Here is a 24,808-nt window from a genome sequence, read left to right on the forward strand (position 1 = left end):
GCTCTCTGTTTCGGCGTCACACACAACGTCTGCCCGAGTAAAAAAGGACATGGAAGAGGCGCAAAAAATCGATAATTATTACGAATTAAGTAGCAAATATTTAATTGATGAAATATTGCTGGCATCACTTCTGCTTGCATTTTCGTGAGGGGTTTTCGCGTGGGTTGCTATGGATGAGGAAGCGCGACCGGGGCGCCCGCGGAAAGATGCTGCGGCAATTGCACAGCCGACGCTTGAGCTCGTGCTGGCTTATTTCGCTGACTATACTCGCATAATGGACAGCGGTCGGCCGTGGATCTACCGCGCAGCCGTCCAAAACCGTCATGAAGATGTGGACTATTATGCGGGCGTCGGCGCAACGTCAGACAACTGCTTGGAAAAGATCGGCTTCCGCGGCAAGCTGTATGCGCTTTACCTTATTGAAAGACACCGTAATCGATTAGGAAAGACCGCCGCCGACCTCGCTAAAGCTATCGTATCAACGAGCTCTCGAAATGCGTCCGTCGAAGTTAAGAAGCAACTGGAAAAGGATGCCGAAAGAAGAGCCCTCATCAGCGGTTTTAGTAGGCTTCTGTCGACAAAGAACATCAAGGCTCTGCCGAGGGACGGCGACAGAGATGTTTTGCGGGCTTGCGCGGTCGTATACTTCGCGGACCTTTTGCTATCCGTAGGCTGTAGACAAGGCCGTACCAGTGTTGAAGCACGACTAGACGCGTTGCTCGCCAGTCAAAGTGAGTTTCCCGACGTCAGAACCTGCTACGAGCACCTTCTACGCGATTTTGAGATCACGAAGAGCTTCAAGGAAAATCAGAACAAACCGTTCCCGCCGACACGTTTCTCCTCTCAGGCTGAAAAGGCGCTGTCGTCGCCGAAACCCGCCAATGAACCAGTGCCTACTCCACCGGGGCCCGCCCCGGCGGCCGCTCGGTCTTGGATGGACGAAGAGTTTCGTCGACAAATCACTGATAGCACCCGCACCTATCCAGAAGAGCAAGCTAAGACGGAGCTCGGGGCGCTAGCGCGAGAGTTACATGACAAACTAACAGATCGGTCGAAGCCCCAGAAGCTGGCAATCCTCCAAGGCGCGCCTCACAGCGGGAAAAAGAGCGTCATCGCCGAGATGCTACGGGAGATCGACCGAAAGTCAAAAAACGCAACCCTCATGGGGTTGGTAGACCGTGATGATGACGTTATCGAACTTCCGGTCATGGCAATTGTCGCCCGATCGCGCGACCAGAACGCTCTTGCCTTGTATATTCGGGCCTTTCTTCAAAGGTTGGACGACATCGAAAATGCTGTTGTGCCCTATTGGGCGACGAAGCCCGGCACGCCCGAATTGGAAAGCTATCACAGCGAGCTTGTGAAACAAGCGCGTGAAGCCGGGGGAATGGTTTCGACCGAACGAACGCTGGCCGAAATCGCCCGCCTATCCGCGCGTCATCCTGCTTGCTACTTCTTCGCCGATGTCGACGGATTGGGCAGAGATTCCATCCTCAAGCTCCTTCTCGGCTACGAAGCGACACGGTTGTTGAATATTCTCAATAACCACCGCGACACGCGGATCGTTGTGTCTGCCTACGATCGGTCCGCAGCTCCAGAAATACGGCTCGACTTGGACGAAGCGGCGGTGATTCAGGAACCGGTCCCCAATCCCGAGTTGGGGAGGCTGACCCGATATTGGCACGGGAAATCGGCGAAGCCAGTCAGAAAAGAGCTGGTGACAATCTGGCAAACGCTTCGCGACGAACTCAAACTCACGGAACGCCATCAGAAACTTGAAGGCGAATCCCTTGTCGTTGCCGCCGCAATTCTTCAACATTGTGCCCAGGAAAAGGGCCGGTACGGAAAGCGGATCGATGAAACGGTGTCGGCGATTGCAAGTTTCGCAAGGAAAAGAAACCAGGCTGAGCTAACTGCGAAACTCTCCGCGATCCTGCTGTCAATCTTTGAAGCCGAGAACCTGCTTCCCGCGGTCTCTTTGATCTTGGCCGCTGAAGATGGTCTGTTGCGCGGAACGCTGATCAGGAGCTTGGAGTCGTGGAAGATCGACGCTCCCGACTTCTTCCGGCTCAGCACCGAGGGTCAGGATGATGTCGAGTTAAAGCTTAAGCGCTTTAAAGATTTGGCGGGTGGCTTCTTTCTACGACAAGAGAGGAATGTAAGGCTCGATGAGCATGAATTTGGACTCGATGAAACGGAATGGAGGTTGGAAAAGAGCCTGTTCGGCGATGAATTCCACCCTTTGTCGGACGCTGACGTCGAAGGACTTTTGGTGTGGTCTTTCGATCCGGCGGTCCGCACCAGTCTGATCAGACAGCTTCAGATCGAAGGTGGTCAATATGACATCCTGTTCAGACAAGCGAATCGACTGGTCGCCCGTGCTGCTCGTCGCCGAGCTCAGCATAAAAAGGTCAACCTTCCGACGCCATTCTCTATGCAGCCGCAAACAGACAGCGCCCGGGACATTCAAGCCTACATCTGCCTCCTGGCCAGCATTACGGAAAAGGACATTGTGAGAGATGGTGGCGCCGAAGCATCATTGTTCGCTTCGACGGAGAGCATCTTTTCTCTTGGGGGCGATTTCAATGGCGGGGTTGCACTCAACTTTGCCTATTTCGGTTTGCTTCGAGAGGACATCGATCGCGACTTCCGCCTTAGCATGGTATCCGATCAGGACATGCTCAGGCTGCGCCTCTATTTGTTGATGCTCCTGCCGAAGGGGCAGCATCATTTTGATTTTATCGCTGCACTACCGGGAGATGGCAGCTTGCCCGGCGCTCTTCCTCCGAAGATCCCGGATCATATTGTCGCGACTTTCGACCCCGACACAATTGTGCGCCTGTGCGCAACTATCGCCATCTCGGCCTTTCACGCGCATCAGCCGAAATTGATCGATTATGCGCAAAGGTTACTTGATGAATACCTGATCTCGCAATGTGGGGCGATAGAGAAGTACTATCCATTTGTCGCTCAGATGATTGAGGATATCGCCCACGTCTGGTTCGCAAAGCTCGATTGGATGTTCTCTTTTCGGAAAAACGAAGATTTCGATGACTGGAAACCTCTCATCGACGAGCTGTTAGGCAAGCAACTCTTCGAGGACCTGAGCTTCGAGAATCCGAAGGGACTCTTGGCCATTTACGACGAGCCCGGTGGGGCTCAGAAGCTCAGGGTTTGGATGCGGCTGAAGTTTAGGGAAGCCGAGGTTCTTCACCTAGAATCGGCGCACGAGAAGGCGCGCGAGATAATGAGAGCTGTGGTGGAGCTTGATAATTTCATCAGCGCTGAGAAAAAGCTGATAGAGCCGCTTGTCTTCAGCGGCAGAACTGCTCGGCGGTTCATAAGATATGCTTTCGGTGAACCGCTGATAAGGTCGCCTCATGTCACTTCCTCGTTTATCGAAGAGAGTGCCAAAGCGATGATTGAGGTTAACATATCGAGACAAAGGCGTTTTGCAGGTGTCGACAGAATTGGCGTGCTGATTGATCTCGCCCGCCGCCATGTTTTTGAGGGTAATGTCACGAAAGCCGTCGGTTATATCACCAATGCCAACATTCGTGCTCGGCGCGGGCCGATGAGTTACTCGGCTCGCCTGGAACTGCTCGCATGTCTGTCTTCGATCAGGTTGTGGTGCGCGCTGAGCGGTGAAATCGAGGGCCAGCGAGAGCAAAGACAATTTTTGCAAAAGGCGCGAGAAAGCGCGTTGAAACTTATCAACCTTGGGAATGTCGTAGATTCTAAGTACTTTCAGTCGATAGGCAAATTTTTGGCAGCGAAAGCTTTTGTCGAGCGTATAAAGCTCTCTGATGCCGCCCGGAGTACCAAGGTAAGCCGTGCTCTAGCGATCTGCTCTGGAGATCTAAGGGAGTGCGCGGAATGGCTCAATCGCATAGGCGATCGGCTCTATTACAAAGCAATTGGCGACTTGATTGAAGACATCGAGAACATTTAAGTCATGGGAACCTGGGAAAGCTGCCCGGTAGCGGATCTACAGTTGTTTCTCCAATGAAGATGAAACCGTGGTGCCCCCTGTTGAGATCCTGTTCGGTGGGACTTTGCAGACTGATCCCCCTTCGTGGAAGAGGGCTTACATGCGGTACACGAAAACTGAGGAGGTTCCGATTGGTGACAACGGAGCGACATTTGTATTTGGGGCGTCTAGGATGACCGAGAAATTTGTGCTTATTGCTCTCTACAGGTGATGCGCCTATCTCAAGGTCATACCACTGCCACGGGGTTAGGCTTCTACGCTAACCGCCTTAGGGGACCTTCGGGTCCCTTAAGTTTTTCTATGGTGTCGAGTTTTCAGTACCAACGCACCGCCGAGGAAGACGCGCGCAGGTGGCGGTCCTGTAACCATATGCTGACGATCGCATGCATTTGTTTACAGGACTTGGGTCGATCGCGACGACAGTAGGTCGGACATGTGCCAGTTGGAGCACAAGTGCCGCCTTGCAGTCGTCAGGCGGTGATGGCCGCTTCCGGAAACCGCAGGCCTTCCATTTTCGCGTACCACACGTCTTCTTTTGGGTTGTAGATCCCCGGAAGCGGATAGCATTCGTTGATGAGCAGATAGTCTTTGACGTTAAACGTCGCTATCGCTGCACGGTGAACCAGTGCTGCAGCGGCGATATGAATATCCTGACCACTGCGCGGTCGCTTCGAGTCGGGGCGAGGGACGATCAGGTTCCTAAGGCGAGGGTCGGCACTGAGAGTCCCCCAGACATCGATGACGTGCTTGTCCGTTGGAATGATTGGGATTCCGCCTGAAGTCAGCTCATTGTACCAAGCGCTCAGTTTGACAGCTTTTAAAGGATCCCGGCTGCAAACCTCCGTAATCCCCTTCTGCAGTTCCATCAATGCCGCGGCCGGCAGGAGGATGTTGTGTGCCTTGAGTATGAAGTTGACGACCATCGGATCAGGCTTCGCCCGAGAGGTTTCGCTGAGAACGTCGGTATCCAGTAAGAATGCCATGTCCATTTAGCTGTCTCGCTTTAGAGGGACGGCGGAGCTTCTGCGGATTAAGGGTGGAAAAGGATGGTTAATAAACGGTAAGCGACGTTTTGAAAGGAGTGAAGCGAAGTAACCGGCTCATCGCCCCTACCGCTAATTTGAAATCGCGCCTGTGTTGACTGGGAATTTGATGGTATAGAAGTTCTTGTGAAAACACCTGATGCGAGCACGATGTCCTCAAAGGAAATCATTTCCGTAAAGTCCGAAGACAAGGAAATCCGCAATTTCCTTGAGCGGTTGGTCGCGGCTGGTTCTTTGACGATTAATCTCGATTCCGAGCAATTCGTCATCGCGATACGACGTGAAAATGTGTCCGGAGACGGTAGAGCGTTTCTCACTGGCGGCGGCCCTGACGGTCGAGACTAGGCCTCGCGGACCGAATCACTTGCCTGAAGGTGACGGTTTTCCATCAAGCAAAGCGGGCAGTTCCATCTGTCGACCTCACGACATGGGTTCTCCGAACCGATTTGCGAGCACGCAAGTAGCTGCGAGCTTCGTTATACCGATTCACTGCGCGGAAAGCTGTGTGCACAAGTAACAAATGCTCGCGTTTACAACCTCTTTGTTGCATGTTGCCTCAAAGGTAGGGCAAGAAGTTGCAATTCAGGTTTCTGGCATCGCTTATCGTATTCATAGGCTCGTATTTCCCACTGAGCTTGATTCTGCTCGCCCAAGACTTCCGATACGAATTGCTGTGGGCACCTTTGTGCTGGCCCGGTACAGCGGGCTGCGTGCTTCCTCTCCAAAACGGAGTCCTTTCCTTCGGCGTTTTCCTTGTTTGCTTGGTATGCCTTCTGTTCTCTCTGGGCGTTTTATCAACCGTAACGCCAAAAACTCCCGTAAATATCCATGAAGCAAAATATATCCCGGCAGAATTGATGGCATATACTCTACCATATGTCGTCTCGTTCATGAGTCTTGAGTATAAAGATACGGGGAAATTCGTGGGCCTTCTCATATTCTTAGGTTGGATGTTCATCATCACCTACAGATCAGGGCAACTGATCCTTAACCCACTCCTCATTGTGTTCGGGTGGCGGCTTTACGAGGTCACGCTCTCGTATCCGGGGAACAGCCAATCTCGTATTACATCTTGGGCGCTATCGAAGGCAGACCTGCAGCCCGATACCCGTTGCAGTGTCGCCACCATCCAGGACGTCAAAATCATAAAGTCGATTAGAGTGGAAGGTGACGACTGATGCCAGCACTAGAGGAATTACGGGCTCTTGATCTCGCGGATGCCCATGTGACCTTGTGGACGATTAAAGGCCCGACCGGACCCGCAGCGGAAGCCCCCCGCTTTTCGGGTCGATGGGTGGATACGACAGATGAGGTCGACGCCGCCTTGAAGGAAACCTTTGCAGCCGAGCTCGCGAAGATTGAGGAGGTGCTGGAATACAGCCTGCTTGCCCAGAATAATGAAGCTAGCGCACTACAGATCCCCGCCGATGAAACACATGCCGGCTTGTTGCTAGACGAAATAGCTGCCGAAGTGGATGGAAAAAAAGCCTCCCAGGTCAATCATCTACTCAACTCAAAATTCTACGTGGCGAAATTCATTGTCGACGACCAGATCGCTTACGCAGTTCGCAAAACAGAACCCAGTTGGAGGACCAAGAAAGCTCTGTCCTTCAGGAGCCTGTATTTCGCGGACGAGCAGTTGGCGATCGATAATCGGCCGCACTTTGAATTGGGTAAGACGTTCGATTTTATCGTTTTTGATCACACGGTCCTCGTCCGAAATAAGAGCGCATTCGAGTCCTTGCTGCGTTACAAAAGCACCCAACGTGACGACTTTGTAGAGCTTCAAGCAGAAGAGGAATTCTTGAGCGCATTTGTCGACGTCGCGCCCTTGGTCGAATACGTTGGAGACAACAAGATTCAATTGAGACGTGCCTGTGCGATCCGTGACAAAGGCCACTATCGCGATGCCGAATTCATGCAGCGGCTAAGGGATAACCAGGCCGAGTATGGGCTGGTCATCCAGTTCGACGATGATGGGAAGATCATTGTGACACCGGAAACATGTCCGCAAATTATGAAAGCGCTCCTCGACCATCGCCTAAAGTCAGGCTTCTCGACCTTGGTTTACGACGTCCAGGACACCACACCCGTCCACGTGTAGTGGCTGAGATCAGCTCATATGGGGGCGGCGTGTTCCTGGTTTTTGCCGCCCCTTACGGGTTGAGTAGCTGCAGAGCAACGCTTCACCATCCACCCGGCTTTGACGAAGCGCTCCTGCGACCGCAACGGTTGCCGGCCGCATCTCGCTGCCACTCGTATTGGCAATTCCCTGGGTAATTTGGGTAGTAGCCGCCACCGCAGTCATTGTTTGCGCACACTGCGATGGCGGTTCCTACCAAAGCAACAGCGACGACGGCAGCCGCGGCTTGATTTTCCTGCTGGACCATATTGACGCACTCGATCGGATCGATGCGGCGGCGAGCCAGTTCACCCGTCAGGTCTTGCGTGAAGGCTAGATCGGTGTTCGTTATGAACGTCCGACAAAGCGCCGACTTGGTCACGCGCGCAGGATCCTTGCGAAATTCGGCTTGAGTGGTCGTGCAACTCGACAAGGCAAACGCCATCGCCGCGGCTAGGCTAAGCCGCGCAAAGATAACAGATTTCAATTGTAATCCCCCATTTCCCCAGGGGATCATGTCACAACTTGTCGAAGAGTCCAGTCTGCAATGCTAGGCTGGCGTTGCTGCGCTGGTTGCCAGTTAACGCACGAAGGCCGTGGCGCGCTGGGCACACGGTCGCTCGGCGTTGCAACCGATGCCCGTCGAAGCCGAGCCAATCGAAATCGGTCGGCGGATCGGGCTGGCGCGCAGGCGGCGGCACTCAATCGGTCGTCGCGCGGGTGACACAATTCACGGGCGCAGGCTGTGATTTGCAAGCGCCAGGGTCCGTGAAATCCTGTTCCTGGATTAGGCCGGTTACCAGACCCCACGAAAATTGCTCATCCCACGGGACCTCGTATACCCCCTCCTGGCTATGGGCCTTCTCAACCAGCTCGGTTTTGATGCCCATCTCCGAGAGATAAGTTGCGATCTCGCGTTTAGCCTTGCGCATCATCCGTTCGGCACGCTTGGCGTCTTTCATGGCCTTGAACGATTTGTTGTCCCTCGAATAGATAACCATGAATCCCTTGTGCAACCCAACCACGTTGCCCGGAGCGTTAAGCCGGACCACCCCACCGCCGAAAAGATAGACGCAGCCCGAAATGCAGTTGATCCCGTAGAATCTGGGAGTTCCAGGGACGAAGGGTATCTTTCGGCATACACTCGGTTTCGCCTGGCATTTGATAGTGTCGGCATAACCGATTGCGACTGTCAGCTTTTGTTTCCTGATGATCCGGCCGAGTTCCAAAGCCACCCCGCGATCCCCACCGTTCGACGCAATCACGATCGGCAAGCGACGAGATCCAAGCGTCTTGAGCAGTTTCCGGAAGGATGCCGCCGTATCGGGTTCAATGGAGCCTGCAGCGAGGATCCACTCCGGGCAGGTGGGCTCACATTCGGGCGAGGAACTTCGCACAATCTGGAAGGTCATCGGATGATCCGGAGCATACGAGGAGGCTAGGGCGTCGGCAAAGGGGAAAGGCGCAATCACGATCGCTAGCAGAAAGGAAAGAAGGTTGCGCATGGTGGCCTTTCTCAGATGAACTTGCAGCCAAGCATCACACCATGCTTTTGAGGCTTCCTGTCGCAGCTTAACGGCTTGGTCGCAGTGCTTCAGTTCGGCCGCACGCTCTTCCTCAATAGAGCGGCTGAGCCACCGTGCGTTCGGCCTACAATCCGGCTCCAATGGCATGTGCCTCATTCTATAGACGCTCATCGGTTCCCCCACCCACTACAACCTGGACATTCAACATCTCATAATGCAATCTATAGTCAAGGCTTATTTAGGTGTCACTAAACTGAGACATGTGCTATCGTCCAGCGTGAAGAGAACGACTTTAACCCTCGGAAGCGTCGGATTGGAACACAGGGCGAAATCCCAGGTCAGCGCAGGCCGCATTTGCGCCCATTCCCTTCATCCGCAACGCGTCTGTCTTGGAACATGCATGTCGTCGACGGTCTCATACGCCGCCGTTTGACGAGGAGCTTTGGGCTTCTCAGGCCCAAGTCTGAAAGCTTCGTTGTCATGCCCGCAACAGATCGGGCTTTCACTCGACGCGCAATTTGTAGGATTCACCATAATGACCCGGAACTAGTCACTTCCTATGACGGTTTATACCCGAGGCCTTTTACGAGGGCCTCCGCACACTCTGTCCTCGGCCCCGTCTCGCCTTTCGGGGCCGCTTTTTTAGGACGCCGCGAAGCTTTTTAGAATGCCAGCGGTTCTCGCTTGTCCTGACCCCATTTCGCCGATCGAGATCAGGCACGAGCTTCACGAATGTGCCCAAGTGAAGTCTCTTAATCTCGGCCGAGCTCCATCGATAGTCCCCGGAATGGAGCCTATTGGCACTGCGCCGGCCTCGCTCACCCGGACGGGGCAATTCTTTGAACTTAGCGGCCTCAGACCTAGGTCTGATAACCCCTCCGCAAAGGTCCTAATCCGTCGTCGAACTTGAAGCCCTCTGCGTTGCTAGTGGAGTAATCAACCGGCATGCGTGGCCTTTAAAATGACGCCGAATGAAATCCCGCACTTTGTAAATGAGTTGCTTGCGGCCGGGTGCGAGATTACGGCCCTTGGCCGAGAGATGTACGTCATAGATGAGGCGAAGGGGTCCACAACCGAAAAGATTCGTCGGATTACAGAGAAATATGGGGACCGGGATTCGCTGAGACTGGAGATCGTCGCCCACCTCTGGTCGATTGGTCGATACATAGAGCTAGGGTCCGAAAGCACGCGGCAGTAGGACCCAATCGCGGACGAGGAAGCCTATTTGTCGAAGCGATCTAGAAAGGACATCAAAAGCCGCTCAACAATGATCATGAGGTGATACAGAGCGAAAAGGCAAACCGCCGCAGCGAATGCCAAGTATCCGAAACCTAACGTCCATACACACTGTTCAGTTGTGCAAGGATCGTTGTTTACGATGTACGAATAAGACCACGGCACGAACGCTGAAACCGCGAGGACGATCATTAATCTGTATCTGATCACGAAACGAACCTCCTTATGGCCTCTGCGAAGCTAACGCCGAGCGCCATTGCTCAATGCCGGTCACGCCAGGTGCCCGATCCCCATCAGCTCCCAACGCTTCACGTCGTCGGTCAACGCAGCGTGCCTACGCTGGTGGCGCTATCCGTGCTTGCGGTCGGTCTCTACCTTTTCTTGGATTACTAGAGGTACTGCGCACCCGCGTCCTGACGCAGATCGGCCAGAGGCTCGAAGAGTAGCTTGGTAGCCCAACCTTCGATGCCGTGCTCAAGCTGTCGCTCCAAGGCCCGCTCGCCATTTGCGACATGCCTTGGCTGCCTCGCTATCTCGCGATCCTTTTCCTGTTTCATGCCTATTTGGGATTTTTATACGGGGTCGGTGATCAATTACCCTTCTTCACCGGAATACTGGTTCGACGGGACGAAGATCTACTTCGACGCGAGCCAGTCGATGCGCGCGCGCTTCATGCTCTCTCTGGAGGATAACAGCGCGCCGACGGGTGGCAGAAACAAGGTCCTGCGGCAATTCAATGAGGTGGCGTCAATGTCGTGCAGTTTCTGCGACCTGGTGCGGCCAACCCAGTCCTGGGCCGACATCATCATCATCGACAGCCGATGGCCGCAGGTCCAGATCCTGGCGGAAGGCTTCTTCAATGTGGCGGCCGGGACGATGTTGTCGTCGACGTACCTCTTGACGGCAATGGCATGTTCCCGCTGGTCAAGTACATCACCGCCCACGGGTCGGGAGGCAATCAGACGCTGGCTTTACCGTATTCGGGAGCTGGCAGGCGATGTATCGGCTGCCGTTCATCAAGCGGCTGAAAAACATCTACAACGGCCAGGCCCATGCCGCGGCCGCGTGCGCCGTTCCAGTCATAGCCAATGGCTATTTCCGACGCCGGATGCGGCTACGGCCAAGTCGGATCTCCACCATAATTCGCACCAGCCATCCTCTCACATCCGAGGTGTCGAGGAAGTCAGCCACATGGTCGATAGCGTGCTCCAAGGTTTGCTCAAGCAACGCGGTTGCTGCCTCCGGTGAGGCCGTGAGGCTGCGAGCCCAGGCAGAAAGCTCGGGAAGGAGGTCCACGACTTGCGTGCTGCTGCCGCCGCTCGAAGGCGGTGAAATCTGGGTATGCCGGCAAGCGTTTCTCAGCCGGAGTTCAAGTTCCCATGTATCGCGGGTCCCGCTCATGTAGAGCGAAAGCGCCTCTCGCGCCAGGCATTCTCCCTCGTCGCTATGCCGCCCAATGTTTCGCGCGGCCACGACCTTTTCAAAGGCCGAGGCGATGACAGTAAAACCTTCAGGAAGGACGTACCCTGACTGCGTTTGATCAAACATAGCGCAATCTCCTCCAATTGGGGCGAAAGCGCTTATGATCTCCCAGCCGCCGGAGCCCGTTTTAGTGTCCAGCGATGGACGTATTATGCGCCGCTAAGGCGCACTTGGCGAATCTTATTCCGCATCCGGCCGCACTGATCGCACCGCGGCAATCCTCCTCGACAAGTATCAGGAGCATCGATGAGCCACAGCGCTCAGCAAGTTCGCGATGTCTCGTCGGGCAACTGGAATCTCGTGAAACCCCATTCGCGCTCGCGCGTTATTCCCTCGATGATGCGGTGAGGTATAAAATGTCTATTCATATGCGAGATCTCAGCGAGGCTGTGCTTGATTTGCTTTATTGCCGTCCGACAGAGCCGGAATTGGATCACGAGCAGCATTTGCTCATTCAGGCATACCGATCGGGCCCAGCCTCTGAGGCTGCCTGTGAGCTTGCACGCTGTGGGCAGCCAAATCCTGACGGCGCACCGATTGCGTCCCAACTGGTTGGCGGTAGAATGTTGCGTCTGTAGAAGTCGAACGCTCAGACCGAAGGCTCTGGACCGTTGCTGGTTTCGATCTGGAGCCTTCTCACATCAAGATCACAATCCTGCTGACGACGATCAGCGCAGCTCCGGGCCAAGCCGGCAGCGCAGCGATCCAATCTAGTAAACGGCCACGGGCAGTTATCTGCTCAGCGGGAAGATCTCGCTTTCGGTCCGGTTCTCGTATGAGACCTTCAACCAGAGTGGTTCTCATCAGCCACATTAGCGCAGCGATCAGCCCGACCGGGCCCAAAGCATCTATTCGCTTCTGATCTCCAAATAACCACCCGCATCATTGCGGTACAGCGGTTGCTAGCTACTAGATCTGTGTCGGATCCTCGATTCCGGTGTCGGAACGGACGCACTCTGCGATGATGTCACAGAAATCTCTGACGAGCCGATGACGAGCTTTTTCGCGCTCTTCGGGCCCCAGCGATGCGATGAAGGGCATTTCGTCTGATAACGCCAGCATAGCGGTCAAGTTCTGGTTCAAGACTTTCCGCGACGTGGAAAATGGCTCACGCATGTTTCGCAGCAGGCGCTGTATCGCTGTGGGATACCGGGTCAGGCCGGCCGCCAAATACGCGGACAGTTGTTCATCAGAAAAGGTGCGTATCGGCAATCGTTGTGGAACGGGCGGCGGCGAATGCCATGTGCTCGCTGCGCCCGGAGCGACTGCAAACACTGATTGGGAAAACCGCTCGTCTCGCTGCTGCCGCCGCAACAAGTAGGCGAGGACGATGGAAGCTATGAGCCGGCGTACGAACGAGCGCCGAATATCGGGCGACCAATTCACTACTAATCTCCGCAACGCTTCCGCTCGCTGGTCTGCGGACACAACTACCAAATCCACCATTAAGAAAGAGGTAAATCCGATGAACAGTACGATGTTCCTCGCCTATGCGAGGCGCGCGCCTTTTGACGGCCGCCTGACGCTATCCCAGATCGACGGCATGAATGCGATCCTCGACGAGTGGGATCGGCGCCAGTCGACCGGAAAGGTGATCGACAACCGGTGGCTCGCCTACATGCTGGCGTCGGTGTTTCACGAGACGGGCGGCACCCTGCAGCCGGTGATCGAAAACCTCAATTACTCGGGCGAGCGCCTGACCAAGGTCTGGCCGTCGCGCTTCCCGACGATCGCCAGCGCCAAGCTCTTTGCCCGAAACCCGCGCACGCTGGCGAACACGGTCTAGCCAACCGTCATTGGGCGCCGTGTTGCCGAGCCGGCCCTCCATAGTGCCCCTACCACAGCCGGATCAGTGCATCACTGCGTCATCCAGCGCGTTTATCCACCCCCGCCGCTCAGCCTCTTCGGTAATCTGACGAAACACTCTGTCCTCTGAAGCATGAGGGAAAATCACGGTCGCGGCCATAAGCAACAGATGCAGGTCTACGTCGTCCAATTCTGCAAGCTTCAAGTCCTCTTCCATGTCAGATCCTCCCTTGAAACGAGAAAGGCTATGACGCAGGTCACCGTGGCCGCCGGGCGCAAAGTGCCCCCTTAAAAAGTATGGCCTCGCCGGGGAGAGCGAGGCCATTGGGCAGCTTCATAACCGGAGGGGTCGTGAAGGCGTCATCCTGATCGGGGACTCAGGCTGCCATAGGCGAGAAACGCCGACGCTGCTCTTGAGTTCCCGTCTCCGCAGAAAAAAATGGCCCCAAAGGCGACTAAGAAGCCATTAGTGTCGCGCTTTTGTCGAGCCGGCAGGATCGCCAGCCCGCCTATACAATCGCCGCGCTTGAAATTGGTTCCTCGCCAGCTTTGATTTTCTCCTCGTACGTCGCAGCGTAGGGAAGGGATGATCGCCTTCCTAACGCTATTGGAGAGTTTCGTGCCACCGCACATCCACGAACCGCCCGATAGACCGAAGGTAAGCGATAATTTCAAACTTCAGAGGGGCGCGATCGCCATATCTCTCGCCGATCCGGCGAAGTTCCTCTTTTGCTTCTTCCTGCTCGTCGACACTGCCGAGCACATACATATCGTGACCAACGGCATTGATATCGCAACCGGCGGCGATGACTTCCGCCACAAAACTCGGGATTTCAGTTGCACTCATTTCGCGCTTGCTTTCGACCATGGCAACTCCTCGCTAAAAACCAAGAAACGACGGCGGGAGCGACGGGTTCCGACAGGGCAAAGGTGCTTCCTGTTGACCAGACAACAGAATGGCCCCGATGGGGCGTCGGGGCCATTCAGTACGCGTCATCATCATGAGGCTCCAGGAGAAGGGGTTGCCCTGGAGCCGGCTGTGATCCCGGGGAGGATCATTGCTGTGCCTAAAACAGCGGATGCTTTAATTTAGTTCCCTATCGACCGTCAAAGAAATGGCCCCGTCCGGGGAGAGCGGGGCCTGAGGGCGGCTTTCGCCAATTAGCTCCATTCCTGGGACTAGTGGATGGAGCTCAGCCCAAATCCCGCGGGGGTAAACGGATCGTAGGCGAACAGAAAACGGCCGGAGGCACCGAAGGTTCCTGACGCCAAAAAAATGGCCCCAAAGTGTAAGCAAGGGGGCCAAAGTTCGTGCTTGTGCCAACTGAGCCCTCGCGGAGTGGAGGGATGGACTCGCCCTCTAAAACGACCAGCCCTGGGGACGCATTCTGGTTAAAACGGCAATCTGAACAGTGCGTCATACTCCTCGGCGGGTGCGCTGCGCGATCTTGAACAAGTGCGGCAGTTTTTACGTGAGCCAAGCGCCAATAGCCTTGTTCGATGCGCCTTGGATTTTCGTTTATATCGCCTTCCTCTTCATCCTGCACGCATATTTTGCCGTGCTAGCACTGCTCGGTGTCTTCACACTGTTGGTACTGACCTTTAATTAGCGAACTATCGTTGCGCGCTCCGTTGCGGTCGCTTGAAAAACACGCGAGCCGTCGAAACCAAATATTTGAAGCGGGCCGGCGTAACGCCACCGTATAGCCACCGACATAGCCGCGTTCGTTGATTTCACGAACCGGTCGACTGCCCGCGAGACCGGAATAGGTATTTATCCACTTGCGCCGACGGATGCAGGGACCCACCGTGAAGGAAAGGAAAGCGACCGCCGGTGAGGGATATGAGGAACGGGAATACAAAGATCAAAAATGAGCGAGTGAGCTGCATATGGGTAATCGATCCAAAAAATCGCAGATCAGAGGGCGTACGTTCAATGAGCGAACTAACCGCATAGGAGTGCATGCCGTTGGTACAATCTTCCTTGCAGACTTCCAGTGGCTCTTCCGCCCTCAGGAAGTCTCTGATCTCGGGATAGATGCGGTCGTGGAAATCCTTGACAACGATGAACCAACGGGACGGCTGATCGCGCTCCAAATCAAGACGGGTCCATCATACTTTCGAAAATGGGGAGACGGCTATGCTCTAACCATCGAAAAAAGACATATCGAATATTGGATTAAATACTCCATACCTGTGTACGTCATCATTGCCGACCCCGAAAGAAAACTCTTCCTCTGGCAGAAGGTTGAACGGAGGCTCTGCACACCTACGCGCGGTGGCTGGCGCATTGGGATTCCCAGATCGAATCCATTGAACCCCACGGCCAAGCCATTCTTTGAGCGGCCTGCTCCACGTGATGCTCAATCGATAGCTCGAGCACACTTCAAGTTGGACCGTGAATTAATCGATGAAATCTCCAGAACCGGCCGGGCTGCTATTTTTGTCTGGGATGAATGGAGGAATGAGAACGCTTGGCGCAACCTTCGGATCTATATAGATGGTGATAGATCCGTTGCAGCCGATCTAGTTCTTGATCTCGATTTGGCTGCGGATGGCGGATTACCGGAAATTATGGAGAAAGTGTTTCCATGGAGCAGGCACTGCTATGCGGAGGAGACGAGCATATCCGCGGAAGTAAAAGTGCATGTGCTGAGCGTCGAGTTACGAAACGAAGCGACGGCATATCTGCAGCTAGAGCGGTTTTTTGAAGCCGGTGAGCCGTCTGCGTCTTTACTCCTTCGCCGGGGGGAAGGTTCGTCGTGAGGCGAATAACTGCCGCGACCGATATCGGACTTCGTATTTAGTGAGCGATGCGCATTCGTCCCAGGCGATTGTCTTTTACCTTGTTTGAGGACACATGTATTTTCGAGGAGGTCGCTTTTGCCCAATGGGCGCGCTTCCAAAGGGATGCTGTGTTTGCGCATCTCGAGTCCAATCGAATCTCCAACCGGTATCATAATCTATTGCAACGTTCCGGCGACCAGAAACGGCCATTGGATCGCTTTCGAGCTCTGGGAAGCGATTGACGAATTCCATAATCTTCTCAACGGCGACGGCGCAGAAGAGCAATTGGGCGATGAGGGGCCAACTGTCGCGATCGACCGCTTGTCGGATGTTCTCAAAAGCATCGAAGCCGACATCAGCGAAACAATCCGCGTAGTCGGTCCAAAAAAAAACGAGCTCATGGCAGATCCTGTTGATGTCCAAAGAGTTGCGGCACTCGAAGCCGTCAGGCATTGTTAAGTGCGTCGCAGGCGGATGCTCGTCTTTTGCGAAGATTGCTTGTTCCGACCCCGATGTGGCTGGGCGGGAAGATGGGGATGAAACCACTAAGCCTCCATAAAGCGCTTAGACGAAGTCATGAAATGGATAGCGGCGGCGTCATAGAGCGTTAAGCTAAGGCGCGGAAGGCTTCTTCTGAAAAAACCAGGAACAATAATTGTCGGTATGGGTGACGGCTCGCAAACGTAAAAGCAGCTCATGTAGCAGCATCACCATATCGACGTGGCGGTTGGCCAGGCGCGCTCTACGTTGGTTGCAACACAGCGAAAAATCGGTATGATAACGCCTTGGCATTGCCACGGGGTTAGGCTTTGACGCTGACCGCCTTAGGGGACCTTCGGGTCCCTTAAGTTTTTCTGGATACATGCAGCCTAGCCTGGTCCCGAACATCTGTTGACGGTTCCATCAGCTGCGGTCGTCAATGGAAGGCTCGCAATGATCACCTTTCAGCGAGCGCCGGAGCCATATAGTTCGGGCATCATCCGCGGCTTTTGAGGTTCAACGATTTCAAACCAATATCCATCACGATGAATTGCTTACCTTTGTCTATTCAACGCACATTTGATGAGTTCGTCAAACTCGTCGCCTCCGCGGGGGCACTTTTATGGAAAGACGTTTTGTCGGCGCTTCGGGCCAGCTTTTCCACTTCGCTCGATAAATCTCCGTGCAAAGTCGCTCGACAAGAAATCGCGTTTTTTCGATGCGGCAATTGACACCACTGCAGCCGAACTTTAACTTAGTGCAATCAAAAAGTCGGTCGTTTCACTTCCGATCAATGTGCGGGGCACTGCTATGCCCCGCACATCTCGTTTTACGACAAGATCGCGGGAGCGATCATGAAGTACACGATTTCGAATGCTAGCAGGGTGATGCCTGCACGATCAAAAAGTGACATGTCGTTTTCCTTCCTGGGGCTGCTTTACAGCTCGCGGAAGCAAGGTGTGTCCGTACTGACTGGCTTCCGGAAAATCCCATGGCGCGTCGGCGCGAACCAGCACCGGCTGCGGGGCTTAGAGAGGTTGATTGCGAGCGTCAACGCGGGTCTTCGTTCTGAACAATTTCGCGCTGAATTTGGGTGTCGTTATCGGCCCGACACTCGGTACCGTTTTCGTCCTGTACGGGACAATCATGCCATTTCGGGTGGCCGGATTTCTGTTTCTGCTCCTTGGCATCTGGTCAGCGAGGTTTGGTTACCTGGATCGTCTATATGAAAGCCGTTCAACGGTCGTCGCGAGTTGGACCGCTGTATCCACAGATCGCAGATTTCTATGGTTTCTGGCGACAACACTTCCGTGGTGGTTTCTCTTCTCCCAACTTTTCGTAGCATTCCCTCTGCATGCCACCCGAGTTGCAGGCGACGAGAGCGCCGCCAATGCTGTCTTTGTGACAAACGGCATCTCCGGCCTGATATTTGTCGTCGTGTCGCTCTTTGCGTTCAAACGGATCAAGCCACGCGAGATGAACGTGCTTTGCTACGCAATTCTGCTTCTCGCGTACGCTATCGCCCCCGCCTGGCACTCGATCTTTTGGATCCTGCTTGTGGTCTTCATCTACACCGTAGCCGAATCCTTGATCTTGCCTGCTATCGAGACTGTGGTTGCGGAGTTAGCTCCCGACGGAAAGCAAGCAACGTACTTCGGCGCCTTGGGGCTTGCCTGGGGGCTGGGTTCGGCGCTCGGAAGCTACGTTGGAAGTTGGACGGTCTTGGAATGTGAAACGCCGTCGATGCTTTGGATCGTAAACGCGGCCGTCGCCGTGATCGGCTTGGTCCTAGCAATTGCATTCAGATACACCGAGAAATCATTCAGCCTAAGTGTTAGTCCAATCGGTGAGGGAACCTGAGATGCTCCGCGTGGTCGTCGTACTGACAGGCATGCTATTGACAGCAGGGGCGGAGGGAGCCTCGCTCGCTCAGCCTCGCTGCGCCACTTTGGGCCCGAGGCAATTCTGCGTTCCTCGTGAGCACCAAGCGCCGCCAATCGCGGATGGCGTCGCGGTGCGGACCACGATCGGTGACCTGTTGCTTGAGGAAATCGTCTACCAGCAATCGGCCTCTGTCGTCACGATTGCGGCCTACAACGGTTTCGGCGGCGACGACGAAGTCGAACATCTAAAGTCACTGACCCAATCCATCGCGCAAAGATCACTCTCAAAGGATCCGGCTGAATCGACCGAAGGTACCGGTCGAATACCCAATTTGAGTGTGACGCCGGGCAGTGATGGGGTTGAGCTGGTGGTGGCTCACTCCGATACAGAGCCGGTTCCGAGCGCTATTGCAGAGTGCAGGGCATCGTCCAATCGGTGCAATTTATACTTCACGGATTCCAGCATGGCGTGGAAGGTCTCGTTCCCATATGAGCGACGTTTTCAGCTTTCAGAAATAAAACAAGGCTCGATTTCGTTCCTGAATCAATTTGCGGTCCCCTTTCACAGCAAGTGATTTATACACGTGGATGCCCGTTGCCCGTTCGGCGATCGCGCCCTTCATGAGAGAGTGTCATGACGTTTGAGAGACAGCTTGAAAATCTGGCACCCGAGGCTCTCGTCATAAGAATTGCAACCGCAGTCGACGTGCACGAACTTGACTCAATGGTCCGTCGCCTCGCTACCCTGTTGGGCAGGCCGGACGTTGTCGAATCCTCTCCCGACGACTTTCTCCAGCATGGCTTCGGGGCCGCTCCCAGGTTCACTGCGTTTATCGCCTCAAAAGGGAGGGTGAACCTAGGCTTCGCGATCGCCATTCCCAGCTTCTGCAGTCGCCGAGGACACCCAGGCGTTCTCATCGATGCATTCTTCGCCGAACCGGGGCCTGAGCAAAAACTTATAGCCCGCGGGTTGGTTAGTTTGGCAATTGATCATTGTGAGGGGAGAGGCGGTCGCTACGTGGAGATTTACCGACGCAACTCGAACGTCGGAAGCTCCTTACTTGAAGGGGTCTTGCAAGACCTTCACAGACGCAACCCTCAGATCCGCGTCGCAACGTCCTCGGAGGAACTTGGGATCGAGCCATTACTTCACTGATCGAACTCATCCCGTCGCGTTCGTCTCCCGCAGACCTTCAGCGGCTGGAGACGGTGGACGGGGCAGCTGCGATCGAATTTGCAATCATAGCACGATTGTTCTTCCTTTGTGTTCTAACCCTGATCGCTTATGGCATCTACCTCAGCGCAGCTCACTCCATCCAACAGATTGCCGCCGATGCGGCCCGTACGGCAGTTGCCGGCCTTTCCGAAACGGAACGCGAGCGGCTCGCGACTAACTACATCCGGTTCACGACACTGGATCAGCCGTTCATCAAGCCCTCGCGCATGATCGTGACCGTCAAGGACGACACCAAGAACGTCAATCAGTTCACTGTTCGCATCAAATACGACGCGGCCGACCTGCCAATCTTTAGCCTGTTTACATTCGCGATACCGAGTACCGAGATCGAGCGCTTTGTAACGATCCGCAAAGGTGGGATTTGACAGACCCAAAATGCCTAGCCACCTGCGTCGACCGACAGCAACCTTGGTGTACCGAGGTTCGCCGATGAATTTCCCACAGAAGCGCGGGGCTGCTATGGGGGGCAGCCCGCGCGCGAAGTTTGACCAACCGACTATAACGTTCGCGCTACGGGTTGAGCATCGTTCCAAGATTTGCAGCAGCGGCGGTGGGCGGCGGGCACTCGGGTATGGTTTGCGTAGCTGCCTCCCCGGACTGGACCGCGACCAGAGTGACTATGCCATTCTTCGCCTCGAGTATTGGGCTGCCTGACATGCTCTTTTCAGTCTGGCAGTTGTGAACGAGCCCGCGTCCAGAGATGCCGTACACGCGGCAACCTGGTTCGAGCGACAGGCTTGCCGCGCCAAATAGCCCATTACTCGGTTCATTAGTCGCTTTGGCAAGGGCCCGCAGGAACGGGTTTACCCCGACGACGTAAAGTGGGGCCCATAAATCAGGAGCGTTGCCGATCGCGAACCCGGACGGTAGTTCGACAGCGCCTGTCGTGGGTATGAAGACGGCGTCTTGGCTTTCGGGATAGTCGTAACCAATGATGTCTTCATCGACATGAACGGCGAACTTCTTGCCGTCGAATGCTGTAAAAGTAAGATCGGCGAAATTCTCGGCATACTGCAGTCGTCCATCTCCGGCACCTCGCGTGACTTCGCCAATGCAGTGTGCCGCAGTCACAAGTCCGACCTCACCGCTGGAACGATGAGCGATTGAGGCCGTACATAAAACTGGAACGCCGGGTCTATGCAGTTCACCGACGCTGCGCTTTACGTCGGGAACAAAGTTGGCCCCAAGAAGCGCTCCCAGTGACTTGGTCATTTTCAAATCAGCGAGCGGATGTAAGCACAGCTTTCGGTAGTTTTCGAAGATGCTGAAGGCGCTCTTCTCTTCGTCACGCGTTCGCTGACCGGTAAGAACTTGCAAGTACCTTGATCCAAGCTCGTTGCGTTGGTCGAGCACGAGGTCAGCTGCCGCACTGCATTCCTCTGTCTCCCGTTGACGCAACATGAGTTCGCGCCAGTACTCCGCTGGACGGTCACCCGAGGAGTTGCATAACAGCGACGTCTTCTTGTCGTGTTCTGCAGCTTGCTCAAGCCCCGCCCGGTCAATTCGGAATGCTGAAATTGTGCCGGTGGGTAACAGCGAACCAGTATCATCGTTGAACAGACCGTCAAAGGCCGGAGTAGGTGAACGCAAGATAAGGTCGGTACCGTTGAACCTAGTCAAGTTCTCTATGCGAGATGGTAGGCTCAGGGTGACATTGCCGCTTTCAAATCGGAAGTTTCCGTTCTGAGTTAGTTCATCGCATTTATCGCAGGCGCAAGGATCAAGCTTGCATAACGGGGCTGCTCGCCAATTGTTTAGATCACGAGCCCGCATGTAAGCAAAGTCACACGCATTCGGATCTTCCTTGCAAAGGTCGACTACCCTCTCGATACTTTTGTCGTGGTTCAATCCTTGGGCCAGGCCGGGACCGAACGGAACAATCAAAAGACCAATCCAGGAAATGGTGAGCGTGATCGATAGTTTGAAGGTCATGACCGCACCTAACGTGGCAATTGGCTGGTCGCCTTGGGATAGAGTTTTGCAATCACCGCCTTGTCGAGCGACGAGAGTTGCTCGTTCCACCCGACGGCGTCTGACGGATCAGTCACAAGTGAGGCATCGATCGGATAATGCATGATGGATGTCTGGTCATAGCCTGAGCCATTGACTTGGCTCAGTTGATATTTCTTGAAAATTTGCCGGCGGACATCGTCCTCGCTCCAACCCTGTTTTTTGTAGTACGCAAAGACGGCTTTTTCTTTCCAACTGATTTTGCCGCCGGGGTGACTGTGTTCGTGAACAAGGGAAAGCGCATGCCCAAACTCGTGCAGGCAGACGCGGCTGAATTCACCATCGGCTGTCTTAGAATCAAACCAGCCGAAATTCATTGAGGGTCGCCCACGTTGCGCGTAGTAACGGCTGTCGGTTCCAATGTAGCTCCAAGATCCGCCCTTATCAAAGGCAATGAGGATATCAGGATCGGAAGGCCCAAATCGGAAATTCATTCCGATGTGATCTTCCCAGCCACGCGCGTTTTTGATTACTTTGTCGAGGTAGGTCGGCTCGTCAAGGAAACTGACATTCAAGATTCGACGCTTGGGGTTCCATTTTTTCTTATACAGTGAGATCGCCTCGGAATGCGGGAGATTCTGGCGCGCCGGATCATTATCCGGATTCTCGTCAATGGCTATTTCCAATGACGCTTTAAAATCCGCCATCACTAGTTCAGTGCACACTAGCGGTTCAGGTTCGCCTGCGACGGCGTCAACGCGGCAGCAAAGGCAGATCGGTGCAAGGCTCGTAAACCTCAAAAACTCTCGTCTTCCCAGCATTTTTCACATCGCCTTTCTTGGGCCGTGATCAAATTGACGTCCTCCGTCGACGGGCTTTCCTCCTCTAATCCTGACCGCCTTGATGACGATATTAATGTGCTGGACGTCTGACCGTGACGTATCGAAGGAGGCCCCAAGCTTGACCGGAACAATATCGAAATCGACGCCGCCCTTTGCTCCTCTTTTGAGAATGAAATTGCTGTCATAGGTGTACTTCTTCATTGACGCATAAGGCGGTCCCGCGACAGCAAGGTTGATGCCGGTCACTGCCTGCGCAAGCCAAGAAGAGAAGCCAGCATCCTGGTACTGCCCATCGATAGCCCGGCAGGCCGCTCCGTCGCCTTGGGCAATCGACACGTCGAACTCTGTAGTCGTATTGTTTGTCAAGGTTGCGTCTCGAGAAACGCTGAAACTTGGACTGAGGGTTCCAGCGCCGCTTGATATCGGAATGCCCGCAGAGGCGGATCCCCCTAGCGTGTTGCCAGCGATGACGTTGACGTCGAGCTTTACGACGGCAGTTGCTCCCCTAACACCGCTGCGATCGTACGTGTCCAGCGCGACGGCAGTAGAGAGACCGCATTTCAGCGTGTCGATTACAGCTTGGACAGGTACAACCGGAGCGTTCGCGGCCTGCTCGCGAAATTGTGCGCCCCCGCAGCTGGCAAGCAACAGAGAAGTAATCAGCAAGGCGGTTGCCCTGCTTCCTGCAGTGTTAAGTATCATTTTAAATCTCCCTCGGATTGCAGAGTGCTTCAGGTCGAAGGTTGTGTCAATTTCTAATTTAGTAGGCTGTAAAGAGCATCTCTGTGGTGTAGAGGCGACCGGTGTTGGTGCTCCACTGAGGTTGGGCGTGGGATCGTTTCCGCTATCGAAGGCGTTGCCTGCGCGGGCGACAATAGCTGTTCCTGACGATGCGACAGCGAGAACGATGGCTGCAGTTTGCTTGTCCCGCTGCGACGTATTGATCGTCCGATCGCGTCGATGCGTCGACGGGGCCGATCACGTGTGATCTCGGTCGGCGTCAACACCTAAAGGGCGGCGGCTAAGCGATTTGAATGGTTCGAACCGCGATTGTGCGGGGGACTGCGAGGAGGGCTCTACGCGTATTCGACTCTACCGAACGCTGCCTTTACCGGCCTCGATAAACATCTAGCTGTGGAAATCCCAAGCGTAGAGAGGTGGAATTCCATGTCGTCGGTGACATCAACCGGGTGGCCTGACAAGCTTCCCCGGTCAAAAAGAGGGGGACACCATGACGACCACAAACGAAATTGCAGAGAAGATTGCTGCCGACCACAACTTAACTAAGGCCCAAAGTAAAGCTGTCGTAGAGGCGGTCTTTGCATCTATTACGAGGGCGGCGCTCGATGGAGTCGAGACCTCTATCCCCGGCTTTGGCAAGTTCAAGGTCAAAGATACGCCAGAACGTGAGGCGCGCAATCCGGCAACCGGCGCGACGGTCAAGGTCTCGGCAGCCAAAAAGCTCACTTTTGCTCCGGCCAAAGCGCTGAAAGATTCTCTCAACAGGTGACCTCAGGAAAGGCCCCACTTAGTTGGGGCCTTTCCGCTAGCGGATCGAACATGATGTCAGTGACACTGGTGGTCAGTTAAGTCTCAAGTTGTTCATGAATGTTTGGACCCCGCATTGCTGTCGTCCGGACGCGGGACATCGTACTCCACTGCAGTACGGTCAGAATCTTCGCAATCGCTGGCACACAACTGAATCCACATGGATGTTGGAGGCTCCCCTTTATGGTGCCGTTCACGTCGAGTAGCGACTGATTACCATAAATGGGTTCCGCTGATCAGTGCAGAGGGACAACCGCGGGTTCATGGAGCGCCATCGATCCACACGGTCCCAAGCTCGCCTATCCCACGCCAAGCAGCACGGCACATAAAGAGCCGTAGACAATGGCTAATCTGGATCCGCTGAATTCATTTGTTCACCGAGGCAAGAGGCATGCCTATGTTTCGCGTCGGATGAAACAACGATTTCAGCGGGAAAGTTGAACCCAGACCAAGGTGACGCTATTACCGACGCGACCGAATAGGAGCAAAAGACTTGGAAGCGACAGATTGGACGCGCGAACGGGCGGAAGCTGCCGTTCACCTGATCAAGCCGCTATCGCATCCCTCCAGGCTTCTGATCATGGAAGCTCTTGCGGATGGTAAGGCTAAGTCGGCTCGAACGTTGGCGCGCATTAGTGGCCTTTCCCTGTCTTCGATGTCAAAACATCTCTCTCTGCTGTCGAGGAGTGGCTTCATAACGCCAGAGCCTCGGAGTAATCGAGTATGCTCGTTCTCCCTCTCTGCCGAATTCGCTCCGGCCCTAGTCTCGCTCTTGGCGGCCTTGGCTTCGTTGTCTGGGGCCGGTGCGAAGGGCAGCAAGTTATCTTCCTGAGCCTCGCAATTCAGACTTCCATGTTTGCTTCGGACCCGACTTA

The 24,808-nt window shown here is 54.7% G+C and carries 23 protein-coding genes; 12 read left to right on the forward strand and 11 right to left on the reverse strand.

Annotated elements, in window-relative coordinates:
• Nucleotides 1-169 precede the first annotated feature (169 nt).
• Complete coding sequence (locus tag LAC81_RS25475; protein WP_223729918.1) at nt 170-3,952, forward strand: hypothetical protein; 3,783 nt, start codon at nt 170-172, stop codon at nt 3,950-3,952.
• 509 nt (nt 3,953-4,461) lie between these two features.
• Here the strand turns inward: LAC81_RS25475 and LAC81_RS25480 are convergent.
• The gene (locus tag LAC81_RS25480; protein WP_223729919.1) at nt 4,462-4,980 is read right to left on the reverse strand and encodes a PIN domain-containing protein; all 519 of its coding nucleotides are present in this window, start codon (nt 4,978-4,980) and stop codon (nt 4,462-4,464) included.
• A 180-nt stretch (nt 4,981-5,160) separates the two neighbouring features.
• Here LAC81_RS25480 and LAC81_RS25485 point away from each other — a divergent pair, with 180 nt between their 5' ends.
• On the forward strand, nt 5,161-5,379 hold the full coding sequence (locus LAC81_RS25485) for a hypothetical protein (RefSeq protein WP_223729920.1): 219 nt from the start codon (nt 5,161-5,163) through the stop codon (nt 5,377-5,379).
• Nucleotides 5,380-6,211: 832 nt separating this feature from the next.
• Nucleotides 6,212-7,138, forward strand: a complete 927-nt coding sequence (locus LAC81_RS25490; protein WP_223729921.1) for a Kiwa anti-phage protein KwaB-like domain-containing protein — start codon at nt 6,212-6,214, stop codon at nt 7,136-7,138.
• Between the two features lie 82 nt (nt 7,139-7,220).
• Here LAC81_RS25490 and LAC81_RS25495 read toward each other — a convergent pair whose 3' ends face one another.
• From LAC81_RS25495 to LAC81_RS25515, 5 genes are all read right to left on the reverse strand, one after another.
• Nucleotides 7,221-7,643, reverse strand: coding sequence for a hypothetical protein (locus LAC81_RS25495; protein ID WP_223729922.1), 423 nt, complete (start codon nt 7,641-7,643; stop codon nt 7,221-7,223).
• A 214-nt stretch (nt 7,644-7,857) separates the two neighbouring features.
• Nucleotides 7,858-8,853 (reverse strand): hypothetical protein, encoded by a 996-nt coding sequence (locus LAC81_RS25500; RefSeq protein WP_223729923.1) that lies wholly within the window; start codon nt 8,851-8,853, stop codon nt 7,858-7,860.
• A 1,700-nt stretch (nt 8,854-10,553) separates the two neighbouring features.
• Nucleotides 10,554-10,862: a hypothetical protein gene (locus LAC81_RS38560; RefSeq protein WP_419195873.1), complete on the reverse strand. Its 309-nt coding sequence runs from the start codon at nt 10,860-10,862 to the stop codon at nt 10,554-10,556.
• Between the two features lie 148 nt (nt 10,863-11,010).
• Nucleotides 11,011-11,466, reverse strand: coding sequence for a hypothetical protein (locus LAC81_RS25510; RefSeq protein ID WP_223730446.1), 456 nt, complete (start codon nt 11,464-11,466; stop codon nt 11,011-11,013).
• 843 nt (nt 11,467-12,309) lie between these two features.
• Nucleotides 12,310-12,786: a hypothetical protein gene (locus LAC81_RS25515; RefSeq protein WP_223729924.1), complete on the reverse strand. Its 477-nt coding sequence runs from the start codon at nt 12,784-12,786 to the stop codon at nt 12,310-12,312.
• A gap of 79 nt (nt 12,787-12,865) precedes the next feature.
• Here LAC81_RS25515 and LAC81_RS25520 point away from each other — a divergent pair, with 79 nt between their 5' ends.
• Nucleotides 12,866-13,186: a hypothetical protein gene (locus LAC81_RS25520; RefSeq protein WP_223729925.1), complete on the forward strand. Its 321-nt coding sequence runs from the start codon at nt 12,866-12,868 to the stop codon at nt 13,184-13,186.
• Between the two features lie 63 nt (nt 13,187-13,249).
• Here LAC81_RS25520 and LAC81_RS25525 read toward each other — a convergent pair whose 3' ends face one another.
• Together LAC81_RS25525 and LAC81_RS25530 are read right to left on the reverse strand one after the other, a co-directional pair.
• Nucleotides 13,250-13,423 carry a hypothetical protein gene (locus LAC81_RS25525; RefSeq protein ID WP_223729926.1) on the reverse strand — a complete coding sequence of 58 codons (174 nt, stop codon included), beginning with the start codon at nt 13,421-13,423 and terminating at the stop codon, nt 13,250-13,252.
• A gap of 387 nt (nt 13,424-13,810) precedes the next feature.
• The gene (locus tag LAC81_RS25530; RefSeq protein ID WP_223729927.1) at nt 13,811-14,074 is read right to left on the reverse strand and encodes a hypothetical protein; all 264 of its coding nucleotides are present in this window, start codon (nt 14,072-14,074) and stop codon (nt 13,811-13,813) included.
• Nucleotides 14,075-15,096: 1,022 nt separating this feature from the next.
• Here LAC81_RS25530 and LAC81_RS25535 point away from each other — a divergent pair.
• The 6 genes from LAC81_RS25535 to LAC81_RS25560 all read left to right on the forward strand — a co-directional run bounded on the left by LAC81_RS25535 (nt 15,097) and on the right by LAC81_RS25560 (nt 19,958).
• Nucleotides 15,097-15,972, forward strand: a complete 876-nt coding sequence (locus tag LAC81_RS25535; RefSeq protein WP_223729928.1) for a DUF4365 domain-containing protein — start codon at nt 15,097-15,099, stop codon at nt 15,970-15,972.
• Between the two features lie 117 nt (nt 15,973-16,089).
• Entirely contained in the window at nt 16,090-16,452 is a 363-nt protein-coding gene (locus LAC81_RS25540) for a hypothetical protein (protein ID WP_223729929.1), read from the forward strand.
• 1,062 nt (nt 16,453-17,514) lie between these two features.
• The gene (locus tag LAC81_RS25545; protein WP_223729930.1) at nt 17,515-18,333 is read left to right on the forward strand and encodes an MFS transporter; all 819 of its coding nucleotides are present in this window, start codon (nt 17,515-17,517) and stop codon (nt 18,331-18,333) included.
• Between the two features lies 1 nt (nt 18,334).
• The gene (locus LAC81_RS25550) at nt 18,335-18,931 is read left to right on the forward strand and encodes a hypothetical protein (RefSeq protein ID WP_223729931.1); all 597 of its coding nucleotides are present in this window, start codon (nt 18,335-18,337) and stop codon (nt 18,929-18,931) included.
• 59 nt (nt 18,932-18,990) lie between these two features.
• On the forward strand, nt 18,991-19,512 hold the full coding sequence (locus LAC81_RS25555; protein ID WP_223729932.1) for a hypothetical protein: 522 nt from the start codon (nt 18,991-18,993) through the stop codon (nt 19,510-19,512).
• A gap of 44 nt (nt 19,513-19,556) precedes the next feature.
• A complete protein-coding gene (locus LAC81_RS25560; RefSeq protein WP_419195887.1) occupies nt 19,557-19,958 on the forward strand; it encodes a TadE/TadG family type IV pilus assembly protein in 402 nt (133 codons plus the stop codon).
• 145 nt (nt 19,959-20,103) lie between these two features.
• On the opposite strand, the gene LAC81_RS25565 is transcribed toward LAC81_RS25560, so the two are convergent.
• The 3 genes from LAC81_RS25565 to LAC81_RS25575 form a co-directional block, all read right to left on the reverse strand.
• A complete protein-coding gene (locus tag LAC81_RS25565) occupies nt 20,104-21,525 on the reverse strand; it encodes a trypsin-like serine peptidase (RefSeq protein WP_223729934.1) in 1,422 nt (473 codons plus the stop codon).
• 8 nt (nt 21,526-21,533) lie between these two features.
• A complete protein-coding gene (locus tag LAC81_RS25570) occupies nt 21,534-22,250 on the reverse strand; it encodes a M12 family metallopeptidase (RefSeq protein ID WP_223729935.1) in 717 nt (238 codons plus the stop codon).
• A gap of 117 nt (nt 22,251-22,367) precedes the next feature.
• Nucleotides 22,368-23,087 (reverse strand): hypothetical protein, encoded by a 720-nt coding sequence (locus LAC81_RS25575; protein WP_223729936.1) that lies wholly within the window; start codon nt 23,085-23,087, stop codon nt 22,368-22,370.
• A gap of 529 nt (nt 23,088-23,616) precedes the next feature.
• On the opposite strand from LAC81_RS25575, the gene LAC81_RS25580 reads away from it, so the two are divergent.
• Nucleotides 23,617-23,895, forward strand: a complete 279-nt coding sequence (locus LAC81_RS25580) for an HU family DNA-binding protein (protein ID WP_223729937.1) — start codon at nt 23,617-23,619, stop codon at nt 23,893-23,895.
• Nucleotides 23,896-24,426: 531 nt separating this feature from the next.
• A complete protein-coding gene (locus LAC81_RS38565) occupies nt 24,427-24,765 on the forward strand; it encodes an ArsR/SmtB family transcription factor (RefSeq protein WP_223729938.1) in 339 nt (112 codons plus the stop codon).
• Nucleotides 24,766-24,808 lie beyond the last annotated feature (43 nt).

It is taken from the genome of Ensifer adhaerens (assembly GCF_020035535.1).
Lineage (GTDB): Bacteria > Pseudomonadota > Alphaproteobacteria > Rhizobiales > Rhizobiaceae > Ensifer.